Origin of the sequence: Acinetobacter pittii ATCC 19004 = CIP 70.29 (assembly GCF_000369045.1) — a bacterium.
GTDB lineage: Bacteria > Pseudomonadota > Gammaproteobacteria > Pseudomonadales > Moraxellaceae > Acinetobacter > Acinetobacter pittii.
Genome location: NZ_KB849790.1, coordinates 85,171 through 96,762 on the forward strand (window position 1 = coordinate 85,171; position 11,592 = coordinate 96,762).

Consider the following 11,592-nt stretch of genomic DNA (forward strand, 5'->3'; position numbering starts at 1 on the left):
TTCCTTAAGGTAATGGCGCTGTAAGTAAATACATTGGTTGGTTAGCAAAAGCATCTGCACTACTACCACCTGTGCCTTTTGATGCAAGCATGACTAACTCGTTATCTAACAGCATGTAGTCTGGATTAAACGTAAGCTCCAGCAAATACGTATTAAATTTTGCAAGACATGAATCTTTCGGACGATTCTTTGTTGTGACATCAATAATTCGAATATCGTTTTCACGGTTCATATTTGACGTGTGATAAACAACAAAAATCTTTCCTGACACCGAACAACCAATCAAAGGTCTGCTGATTTCGTTTGTTGTAACTGGACCAGATAAGTCGTAGTAAAAATCAAAATCACTGACTGTTTCACTGTCCCATTCAGTTCCGTTAAACCAGATGTGTACGATTTGTGTCTTATTGTTCGCGTCATATTGAAAAATGACAGTGTGATAATGACTGTTTAAATCACAACACCCGCCATTTTGATTTACGTAACCTGAATTTTGAGGAGCATTAAAAATTTTCTCGCTATTCGTTTCGGTGAGAGGAGCAGGAAAAGTTTTTGTACCGTCAGCAGATGTCCATGTTTCACCCATGTCCATACTTTTCGCATAGAACATGCCGTAATTTGTGTTCGCAGAACTCGATAACTGGCGATATCCCCAGCACAAATGCAATGAGCCGTCTAGTCCGATGCCAATAAATTGCTCATACGGATTTGAGTTTGTTGCATCAATGATCAGTTTCTTTTCATTGAATTCAAGCGTTGTATCATTAAATGTACAAGTGTAGTAAGCGCCATTACCACTAGCACCTTCACGCCAGAAAGCTAGGGTCGTCCCATCGTGATATCGCACAAAACGAGGATAAGTGACAGCATTTGATAGCGTATATTTAATTTGACGCCATGTTGAAATATCATGTGGATTTGTCGTGATTGTGGCGCGGCATGGATGACCATGGTGATTGCCTGTGACAATGATGTAGCCATCTTTTGTCACAGTTACAGCATAGTTATTATGCCCATCTAATGCATTTGGTACAGCAAATGGATTTCCTTCCAATGTACCTAAATTAAATGTATTCCAGCTTAAATCACCCACATTACGTTGTAGAATAATCGGATTCCGATTTTCATCTACAACAATCACATACTGCTTATTATCTTGAGAAATGATTGTGTTTTGTGAGAATGGTGCAAAGTTATAACCATTGCGATTGTCGGCGCGTACAGGCAATTTCTCAAGAATCGCTGTAGTAACTACTGAAGAGCTTGTGTCAACAACTTGGCTCTTAGCATCAGTTAATCGATAAATTGCATACGGACTTCGCAAGTCAATTCGAAGATATAAAAAGCCATCATGAGTAGCTGTTACAACAGCCTCACCAGCGACAATGACATTTGACCCAGTTGATACGTATGAATTTAAATTTGAAATGAAATTTAAATTTTCATCTAGCTGGTTAATATACGCAATTGTTTCAGCAGATCCTGACCCCATACGTGCATTTAATTGAATTACATCCCCAGCTTTAACTGGAGCAAATGCAGCATATACAATTCCATAAGATGACGCAGTAAGAACTTGTCCATCAGGTTTCATAATGCGGTCAGGAAAGATAAAACATTCATCGATAATATTTAATTTACCAGTCGCATTCAGTGCGTCACGTAATTCACGAACTTCTTCAGCTGTAGCAAAACGCTTAAAGCTTTTGTTATTGAGTTGACGATTTTTCGGTAATAGTTCAATTTTATAGTCATCAACACCGATGGTATAAAAAACACGTACATACATGAAACCATCTTGTGTTGCAGTACCAACCACAGTTCCTGTATATCGTGTCCGATTTTCTGACCAACCTACGAAATCGACAAGATTCTTATTAGCATCAGTTTGACCCAGATGAGGCACAGGATCAGTTGATGTTGCGTTCCCAAGTTTCCCAGTCAATCGCACTACATCACCTGCTTTAACAGGGATATAGAATGCAAGCCAGTTGTTTGAATAAGCGATAGAATGATCGGGATTTATTACGAAATAACCAGCTGGTCTGTATTTATGAGTAACATCCTGTTCATTATTCAATAATACAGCATCAATATCTTCTTTAACTGCATAACCATTTGATTGAGCAGTTAAAAGGATTTTTGCAGGGCCAGCATCTTTGCGATGACGCATATAAATAAAGCCATCGTGAGTTGCAGTTGCAATACGGGTATATGGTTTAACAGTACCGACAGATGCCAAATTAAATAAAGAACCAATGAAAGTCTTATTTGCATCAAACTGTAGTAGTAAACCCTGTAGCTCCGTACCGCCCGAGCCGTACCAACCCGAAACGTCAACCACATCACCAGCTTTAACTGGAATAAAGAAAGCATCCCAAGCTGTTGCCGTTGTACTTTCAACTGAGCCATTATAGTTATAAACAAGCCCGTTGATTTTTTCGACGGAATCCGTCACATCTTGAGGCAAACCTTTACCCAGATTAAAAGATAGAGTAGTTACGAATCCATCAGCTGCATCTTTTTTTGATTCAACTAATTCAATTGCATTTTGATTTGCAACTGCTAGTAAATCAGTACCTTTTTTATACTCTGTACCAGTCCATGTATATGTACCAACTTTTGTTGAATCTGGATCAGCATTCACACGGACAGAAACATTAGGCTTTGAAGGTGTATAAGCAAGCATTGCGGCATAACTATCAAATGAAGCCTCATAGCCGCTCTGAGCTAGAGTCGTTTTAAACTCAATCTCATCAATACGTTCATTCTGTGCATCATCACGCAACTGACTCGCTTGTGCTACTGATAAAACAGTATCGGGTGTTGCAAAATCTTCCTCATTTTTTAATGCAGCAGAACCGAGTCCAGCCTTAACAAGATCAGACACTTGCTCTAATGGAGCTTTTTTTGTTTCTCCATCTTGAACAACTGGCATGACATCAATAAGAGAAACACTTGAAGTTTGTTCAAGCTCACTAATAGGAGTTCCGGGTACGTCAATGATGATTGTTTGTTGAGCCATACCTTACTACTCCGGTTCAACCAAAGCGCCACCTTCAGTCTGAAGTGCAGTACCGCCTTCAGTTTGAAGAGCTGTTTGTGTTTGTACACTTTCAACAGTTAATGCAACAGCCTGAGCATTAACGAGACGATAGGTTTTAACCGCAGCTTTAATCATGCGACCAGCTTGCGAATTGGCACCAAACTTGGCATCGGCTCCAGCTGTGTCATAAACATCAACTGGGGTGAATTGTCCAGACAAGACATCTAGCGTCACAAAAAGTACTTTTTGCTCATTGGCTGGAAGCCCTGTGCGGAGGGTATTGATATTGACGTCTGTATAAACGCCCGGTGTTTTAATGCCCGCAGGAATACTCATTATTTATTTTCCTTCAGTTCAACCAGATCAGAAGCGTCAACGACGTCATCACCCGGCTCAAAGAAATAATTGACATTGATACGGTGGATTTCACCGATTGTTTCATCTTCTTCACGGTCACGATCAGAAGCAGTAATTGTGTATTGCGTTGTAAATTCTTGAGAAAGCACGCTAATTGATTGTTCACGTGTTTTGGTGTTAAAGATTGTTTTTGTGCGACCAAGTTCGAGAGGTTCCAGTCCAGTTACACCAACGGAAGATAGGTTGTTGCCAATCAGCAGTTTCTGAACACGGTCTAACATTTCGTATGTCCCGATATCACGCCCGGCACCTTGGCGGCGAGCTTCCTCATTACGCACAGAACGTGCACCGACAAGCACAACAAATTTCACAGGGTATTGAGTCTTGTTAAAACTAATCTTTTTTGGTGTTCCCGAACCCTCAAAAACCACCCAAACAGCAGGAAGTGCTTTGATAATTGCCGTTATACCATCATCAAATTCACCCGCATAAGTCTTGATTTCACGCACCCAAGGCCATTTTTTGTCAGTAATCTGCTTAGACATGACATCTTTAAAGGCTTGCTCAACAACACTTAAATTAGTCACCAGCCTTTACCCCCAAAGTCATGACGTCCAACTTGGAACATCACATTATTCGATGAGGTCTTTACTGGTTCAGATTGACCAGCTGGCGTACCACCCACGCCAACAATACCTTTTGAAATATCTTTCAGTTTATTGACAGCATCTTCATAACGGGTGCGGATCGGATCATCATCAGTCATTGCGCCTGTGCATGCATGGTAACGCGCCATATGGCAAGCCAGACTTTCAAGAAATGGAGGGACAGTTTGCAACGGCAGCTTATAGCGACTCATCAGGTAACCATCAATTTCAGAGTTGGCTTCCTGCAAGGCTGCATTAAGCTTGTCGTAATTAATGACATCTTGATAAGGCTGAACATTATCAGTGAGTTGAATTAACTCATGCTCACCGAACTTTTTGATCATCGCGTCTGCCGTTGCATACATATCCAATCACCTTATGCCTGAGTACCAGTAGAACCCACAGCCATTTGCCATAAACCAAAACCAGCAACACCACGCGCTTCTACACCGTAACGATATTTTTTACGCATGAAGACGCTGTCACTATTCATGTCGAATTGAGCAACAAAGTTTGGTTTTTTACGTGGTTGATAAACAATTGGTTTAACTGGACGTGATGCATCTAAAAGGTGCCATTCAGTTTTTGTTTCTAACCAAGGACATACCAACACTTCAAATTCGCCTTTATATGGGTTTACCTTCCCATCTTCTAGGCGATCTGTAGTCATCAAGGCATTAGCAATTTCTCGTAATGCTGGAGGCACAACTAAAAGGTTTGCTTTTAAGTTGAGTGGTTTACCTTCAGAATCTTTTAGTTCTTGCATCATGGTCATTGCAGCACCAAGACTTGCTTGTGCAGCTGCCAGTGTTGATACACTTAATGCTTTGGTAAGTTTGTTAGAAAAGACTTTGGCATTTTTACCTTCACCGACTTTATGATCAGTTGAATAAAATGGCTTATCGTCATAACACTTTTCTTCAAAGCCTTTTGTTAAAACAGTGAAGACAAGGTCATCAGGCCATTCTTTAGCTGATTGACCAGCAGCTTGGGTTTCGATGGTGTACATACCCAAGTTATCGTCTTCAATATCATTACGATCTACTTCAACTGTAGCTTCATAATCTTCATTGACCAGAATATAGGCATGACCTGTTAATTTTTTAACTGCTTTATCACCAATCCACTTACGCAAAGCCGGGAAGCGATCTGTCCATGCATAAGTGTTAGATGCACCAGTACTTGGCACTTCCATTGCTACTTTGGCATAGTTGCTAGGAGCCGCATCAAATGCATTTTTGAATACTAGTTTAAGGCTTGTACTCAAAGCATTCAGAATACGAGCACCATTTTGTTCAGTAATAACCATTAATTAAATCTCCACCCAAACGCAGTCAGTAAATTGCGTATCAAAACCCATAAATTTGCCAGCAACCGGAAGACCAGCACCTGTTGTTTTAGCAACGGTTTGGTTATCTTCCACAAAAACGTCTTCACCAATTTCAGCCTGCGTAACGGCATCAGTTGTTGAATTGCGGAACAAGAATTGTTTTTTTCGACGTACACAGGCTAGAACGTCGCCAGATTCGCCATCAGTGTTATCTGCCGAGCTGTCCCAAACGCCCATAACCTTTTGAGTTGCTGCAATTGCAGCTGTTGAAGCAACAGCAAATCCCGTGTCATCAACCAATGCGAATGTCCCGACCAGAACCACTGCACCAGCTTTTAATGGGACAGGGATTAACTCACCGTCACGCATTTCAGTGACGATTCCATTTTGCATATATGTCATGGATTAGCTCCTAAAGCTGCTGGGTCAAGCCCTAATTGGGTCGCAATGCTAGTGGCAATTTCATCTACAACAGGTTGTTGCTGATGGTTTGCTGCTAAATTCACTTGCTCAGTTTGACGTTGAGTTAAAGCTGGGATGATTGGCAATCCTTCAATCTGTGCTTTGACAAAGTCAGGGTTGGTTTTTGCCTGATCTTTGTAGTATTTAATCGTTGCCTCACCAGTCAGTCGGCCATCACTGCATGCAGCCATGATCAGGTCATCAATTTCTTTTTCTTTTGTAGCTACAATCGAATTAGCAGCCTTTGCAATAGCTTCTTGATACACAGCCATTGGCACAAATTGAGTCATATCTACTGTAGCTTGGCTGTTTGCAGCTACTTTGATTTGTTCAATTGCAGCTATGGCGTCAAAAAGGTTCTGACCATTTGCAGCAACGGCCACACCTGTTTGGTCTTGAATTTTTGCTGACAACTTGTCAAGTTCTGCTTTAATTTCTTCAGGGGTCGAAGACAATGGCAGATTTAACATCCAGCGGAGTTGTTCTAATAACTCTTCCATTTCAGAATCCTGTGGTGAATTTTGGATAAAGTAATCCTGTGCCAAGGCAGCAAGTTGAGCCTCGGGCAGATTATCCAGATTAGGGGTATTGGTTAATGCAACACTATGAAGCCCAACGACTTCACCAGTATTTTTGATATAAAAAAGAACGGGTGATAAATACTTATATTCTTCCTTCTCGATATGTTCTTTAGCCTTATCGAGCCATTTAAAATTAGTACTACATATGCCAACTCCCTTGATGTATGAAAAAGATGCTGCCTTCAACCATCCTGAAGCGGGTGCTGGTTCACCAGTTTCCTGTGCTTTTAATGTGGCATGTTCATAATCAATAACCATGTCCACCTTACGTTGATTTAATGCAGCAACAATCTGCTCACCACGCTCTGGAGTAAGTACCCAATGCGGTGCATCAAAAGGTCGTCCATCAACTCCATTGAATGTTCCTTCAGGAACAAGTACCAGATGAGTCGATGTGGCATTCAAGTCAATTGAGCATGAAGCGACAAGAATTGATTTAGGCATAACATCTACTTTTAAAAAGATGTTATGAGATTAAATTGAGGGGATAAAAAAGATCAGGCGGAAACACTTCCGCCCAGTTTATTTATTATTCAAAGCTTCTATGCCAATAAAAATCTACGTCATCTAACACTGCATCTTCTGCCTCTTGTTGTAAGAATCCGTGCTCATCCATTGGCAAGAATGGTCGTGCCGGGAACTTGCTTCCCGGGTGATTGACTTGTTTAAACACCTTGCCATTGAATGACAATGCCTGTTTATTTCTGGGACGTATCACATGCGGACGAGTTTGCCCACCGTTATGCAGAATGGGTGCGTAAGGAACATTGGTGCCAATGATTGCTTGGTCACGGGCATATTGAGTCGTGATACTACGTCGCAAATTCCCTGATTGGTATAGGTAAGAAGGTTGTGATCTATCCGGAGCCAGACCAGCCCATTTAGGACGTCCACCTGCATCAAAGTTATCTTCAGTTATGGCTGCAAATGTATTTGCAATCGCTGCCGATAATGGTGTGGTGTCATCCATACGATCAGCTGCTTGGCCTAAACGAGAAACCAGAGCATCATTTTTGATTTGAATAAAGCTCATTCAATCACCTCAAAATCATTTGGAGGCATATTTTTGAAGATACGGGATACTTGCAAATGTCCTGACACCACTTTGAACTCAATGACAACGTCATGTGGCAATACATAAAACAAAGCCTGAGTTTGTTTATCCCAAAGCTTTTGCTCCACATTGGCAATTAAATCTGGCAAAGCAATCAGTTCAGTTACAGATACATCAGTGTATTTTTTATTAACAAGTACTTCATCGCTCAACCATATCATTTTAGATTCAAATGATTGACCTGCCGCTGTTAAGAATTTTACTGAATCATACTGAAGCACACCAATTGGACTAAACTGTTTTTGAGATTTTGAAAGCTTCAGGGCATGATTCACAAAACTTTCATTAACCTTTGTAAGATTATGATTAGTCATTAACTTCTGTGATTGAATTAGTCCACGCGCTTCTCCCATCAGGTTAGTCGCTCGATTAATCATTACATCATTCAACAAATAGCTAGAAGCTGGTGAACCATTAAAACCAGCTGCGGGAGCAAAAGTTAATTTCCCATCTTTAGTGGGAATATTAAACTGAGTGCGCTTAACAATAACATCGGCGCCAGTGTTACGATCCACGCCCACACGTTCATATATGTCAGATTCATTTCCTTCACCTGATAAGATTTCCTTACCCTCAACCTCACGGGCTGAACGTGCAATCACCCGGCATTTACAACCCCACTCACTTGGGGGATAAGCAACATTCCAAAACGGATCATCAAAACGGAATAATCGACCATCCAGCGCAACATGCTGTTTACGGGGATTGCTAATTGTAATATGTCGCCATTCCCAATAGGGCCTAGTTTGACTTTCAATGCGAGAGTTTCGAGCAGTTAGAGGGAATCAAAACATCAATGCTAGCAGATTATAGATTTAACCTATCGCGCTGCATTAGTTGCCATGAAAAAGGTAAAGAGTGCAAAGCCGATAAAATTTTCTCTGAATTTGTACAAGAATTAGAAAAAGCGGGAACCTAAAATTAGCCCGCTTTTCAATTTCACACTATGAAAAATCTTTTCAAACTTCATCCCACTCAATCCCATCTTATCCCACAAAATCCCACAATTATCTCATCACTCTTATATATTTATATTATTAGGTATCAAGATTAATTTATGATCTTAGGCAAATGAGCTTTAGCTTAAAATTTTAAATTAAATTGTTGTTTTATATTATTTTTATTAAATTAGAAGGTCAGAAATATTTTATTGTTAATAATCATTTTCAATAAGGCAGGTTTTGATTTATTCGGCTAAAATCTGATTTATGGTTTATCAAACCTAGTAACTTTTAGGGTTCAATCTCCAGCAGGCTAAGAATGAGTTCTCGATAATCCTGAATCTTGTAAGTTTGGAAATGCGTATAAAAAATGAAAAATTATAGAATCCACATTGTTTCGGTCAGTTGTTTAATCTCTTGAATATCATGACTCACATAAATCATTGGAATTTTTATTTCCTCTTTTACTTTCTGAAAAAAAGGAATAATTTCAGCTTTATGATTCGCATCTAATGCTGATAAAGGCTCATCTAGAAGTAACAGTTTAGGTGAATATAACAATGCTCGACCTAGTGCCACGCGCTGTTTTTCCCCTCCTGAGAGTTTAATGGGCATACGTTGTAATAAGTGCCCTAACTTTAATAACTCAATAATATAATCTGCTTCAAAGTGACGTTCTTGTTGGGAAAGATGCTTAAGACCAAATAATAAGTTTTGCTTTACCGTTTTATGCGGAAAAAGCTGAGCATCTTGAAAAACCAATCCAACATGTCGCTTTTGGGTACTCAAATTAATGTTTTGATCTGAATCAAACCATGTTTGATCCTGTATTTTAATGAGTCCATTACGCGGAGTATTCAGGCCTGCAATGGCATGTAAAATCGATGTTTTACCTGAACCCGATGCGCCGAATAAGCCAATAACAGCAGCATCTGACTGGAAACTAGGTTCAATATGAAATTGGCCCATTTGTAGCTCAAAACGGCAATCAATCAACATAATTTTACCGCCCTAAGCGCTTCTTTTGATAACGATGAAACCACTGTGCAAACCATAGCGCTAAAAAAGCCACACTCAACGATAAAACAATAAGCCGTTGAATAGCGGCCTCGGTATCGGGTTGTTGCATTAAGCTATACATGGCTAGAGGCAAAGTCCGTGTTTCATTTGCAATATTACCTACAAAGGTAATGGTGGCCCCAAACTCACCTAAACTACGGCAAAAACATAAAATAGCACCAACTAAAATGCCACTGCTGGCAAGAGGCAAAGTGACATGAAAAAATGCCCCCAAAGATGAAGCTCCTAATGTCTTTGCTGCCATTTCTAAACGCTGATCGACCAGTTCAATCGCTAGTCGAATAGATTGCACCAATAGCGGAAAACCCATTACTGCCGAAGCAAGAACGGCACCTTTCCAGTTAAATGCAAAATCAATTCCGATCGGTGCCAAATATTGCCCAATAATGCCTCGGCTACCAAATACCTGTAATAACAAATAACCAGGAACCACTGGCGGCAGCACCAAAGGTAAAAACACTAAAGTTTCAATGAATGACTTACCCCAGAACTCTTTACGCGCCAAAAACCATCCCACACAAATTGCAGGAATAATACTGACGACAAGACAACTTGCTGCAACCTTACAAGAAAGTTGCAGCACGCTGAGTTCTTCTGGGGTTAAAGAAAACATCATGGTTTTACTGGAGCCAACACGCTAAAGCCATATTTTTTAAAAACAGCTTTGGCTTGATTGCTTTGTAAAAATTGATAGAACTTTGCTGAGTTTGAATTCTTTTTAACTATCCCTACAGGATAAATAATTGGTGAATGCGTATTTTCCGGAAATACACCAGCTACATTCACATCTTTACTAATTGCAGCGTCGGTTGCATAAACAATCCCAACCTGACATTCACCACGTGCAACAAAGTTTAATGTAGCTCGAACATCTTCTGTTTCGACTAGTTTTGGCTCAATACGACTCCACCAACCTAAATTAGTAAAAGCTTGTTTAGCATATTTTCCTACAGGCACACTTTTGGTATCCCCTGTACAAACCTTTCCTGTAAACACTTTATTTGGATCAGTCGTTTTATCTAGTTTTATGTTTAATGACTGCCCTTTTGGGGTAATTAACACCAAACGATTACCTAATAAATTTATACGGTCATTTGCTGCAACTCGTTTTTTATTTTGTAGATAATCCATCCACTGGGTATCTGCTGAAATAAAAATATCAGCTGGTGCTCCAGCTTCAATTTGTTTAGCTAAGTTTGATGATCCTGCATACGAAGTTTTAACTTCTACTTTATTCTGTTTTTCGTAAGTTTTTTCTAAATCGTTAATTGCATTCGTTAAACTTGCTGCTGCATAAACGGTAACCGATTCAGCCTTGGCTGAGACATTAAAGACCAATCCGATGCTGAGGACTGAACAGGCTAAAGCCAATTTTTTTATCTTCGTATCACTTACCATTATTTTTACCTTTTGTCGTTTTTGCAGCGATATATACCCAAGAATATAGCGCTACATGAAGATTATGAAAAGCATAATTCATTAACTATAGATGTCTGGAATGCAGCAGTGCTTTTTCAGCACGTAATTTGAATTAAGCAAAAGCTATACCAAATTAAAAGATTTCATGCCTAAACAATCTTTTATCTTAACCTTTTAAATAGCTACTCATGATTTGATAATCATGTTCTAAGGCTTGTCGAGCATTGATTTCCATTTGGCGGTAATGCTGTAAGACTTTCTGGCCCAAAGCTGTAACGGCTGCCCCACCACCATGTGTTCCACCTGTTTGTGTTTCCACTAACGCTGTTTCAAAGCACTGATTCATGGTGTCGACTAACTGCCATGCACGGCGGTAGCTCATATTCATAGATTTTGCAGCTTGTGAGATCGATCCCGTTCTCTCAATTGCTTCAAGTAAGTCTGCCTTACCCGGACCAAATGCGATGTTTTGCTCTAAAAGAATTCTAATTTGTAATTTTAAGTTTTGTTCTTTCATAGACTTAGTTCACAAAGTTTCATTTTTATGCTGCTTAACATTATAGGAAACTTTAATAGCTTAAAACACATACAAATTTAAATCTCTACTCTTTCTTA

The 11,592-nt window shown here is 39.8% G+C and carries 13 protein-coding genes and 1 pseudogene; all 14 read right to left on the bottom strand.

The window, feature by feature from the left end:
• Positions 1 to 4 precede the first annotated feature (4 nt).
• Positions 5 to 3,025 carry a BNR-4 repeat-containing protein gene (locus F928_RS12985; protein WP_005076051.1) on the bottom strand — a complete coding sequence of 1,007 codons (3,021 nt, stop codon included), beginning with the start codon at positions 3,023 to 3,025 and terminating at the stop codon, positions 5 to 7.
• A 6-nt stretch (positions 3,026 to 3,031) separates the two neighbouring features.
• A complete protein-coding gene (locus F928_RS12990) occupies positions 3,032 to 3,382 on the bottom strand; it encodes a hypothetical protein (RefSeq protein WP_005076054.1) in 351 nt (116 codons plus the stop codon).
• Positions 3,382 to 3,990 carry a phage protein Gp37 gene (locus tag F928_RS12995; protein ID WP_005076055.1) on the bottom strand — a complete coding sequence of 203 codons (609 nt, stop codon included), beginning with the start codon at positions 3,988 to 3,990 and terminating at the stop codon, positions 3,382 to 3,384. The genes F928_RS12990 and F928_RS12995 overlap by 1 nt, the downstream gene beginning before the upstream one ends.
• On the bottom strand, positions 3,987 to 4,415 hold the full coding sequence (locus F928_RS13000) for a gp436 family protein (RefSeq protein ID WP_005076057.1): 429 nt from the start codon (positions 4,413 to 4,415) through the stop codon (positions 3,987 to 3,989). Before F928_RS13000 ends, F928_RS12995 begins: the two co-directional genes overlap by 4 nt.
• Before the next feature lie 11 nt (positions 4,416 to 4,426).
• A complete protein-coding gene (locus tag F928_RS13005) occupies positions 4,427 to 5,359 on the bottom strand; it encodes a Mu-like prophage major head subunit gpT family protein (RefSeq protein ID WP_005076059.1) in 933 nt (310 codons plus the stop codon).
• 3 nt (positions 5,360 to 5,362) lie between these two features.
• On the bottom strand, positions 5,363 to 5,782 hold the full coding sequence (locus F928_RS13010) for a hypothetical protein (protein ID WP_005076062.1): 420 nt from the start codon (positions 5,780 to 5,782) through the stop codon (positions 5,363 to 5,365).
• A complete protein-coding gene (locus F928_RS13015; RefSeq protein ID WP_005076065.1) occupies positions 5,779 to 6,867 on the bottom strand; it encodes a phage protease in 1,089 nt (362 codons plus the stop codon). The genes F928_RS13010 and F928_RS13015 overlap by 4 nt, the downstream gene beginning before the upstream one ends.
• Positions 6,868 to 6,952: 85 nt before the next feature.
• Positions 6,953 to 7,456: a phage virion morphogenesis family protein gene (locus F928_RS13020; protein WP_005076068.1), complete on the bottom strand. Its 504-nt coding sequence runs from the start codon at positions 7,454 to 7,456 to the stop codon at positions 6,953 to 6,955.
• Entirely contained in the window at positions 7,453 to 8,139 is a 687-nt protein-coding gene (locus F928_RS13025; protein ID WP_005076070.1) for a hypothetical protein, read from the bottom strand. Before F928_RS13025 ends, F928_RS13020 begins: the two co-directional genes overlap by 4 nt.
• Before the next feature lie 6 nt (positions 8,140 to 8,145).
• Positions 8,146 to 8,295 (bottom strand): annotated as a pseudogene (locus F928_RS22705) (phage minor head protein); the annotation flags it as partial.
• A gap of 561 nt (positions 8,296 to 8,856) precedes the next feature.
• Positions 8,857 to 9,477, bottom strand: a complete 621-nt coding sequence (gene modC, locus F928_RS13030) for an ATP-binding cassette domain-containing protein (RefSeq protein WP_002113565.1) — start codon at positions 9,475 to 9,477, stop codon at positions 8,857 to 8,859.
• A 4-nt stretch (positions 9,478 to 9,481) separates the two neighbouring features.
• Positions 9,482 to 10,174, bottom strand: a complete 693-nt coding sequence (gene modB / locus F928_RS13035; RefSeq protein ID WP_002113786.1) for a molybdate ABC transporter permease subunit — start codon at positions 10,172 to 10,174, stop codon at positions 9,482 to 9,484.
• Entirely contained in the window at positions 10,171 to 10,956 is a 786-nt protein-coding gene (gene modA, locus F928_RS13040) for a molybdate ABC transporter substrate-binding protein (protein WP_002113540.1), read from the bottom strand. The genes modB and modA overlap by 4 nt, the downstream gene beginning before the upstream one ends.
• A 187-nt stretch (positions 10,957 to 11,143) precedes the next feature.
• Positions 11,144 to 11,494, bottom strand: coding sequence for a winged helix-turn-helix domain-containing protein (gene modE / locus F928_RS13045; RefSeq protein WP_000664122.1), 351 nt, complete (start codon positions 11,492 to 11,494; stop codon positions 11,144 to 11,146).
• Positions 11,495 to 11,592: the final 98 nt, after the last annotated feature.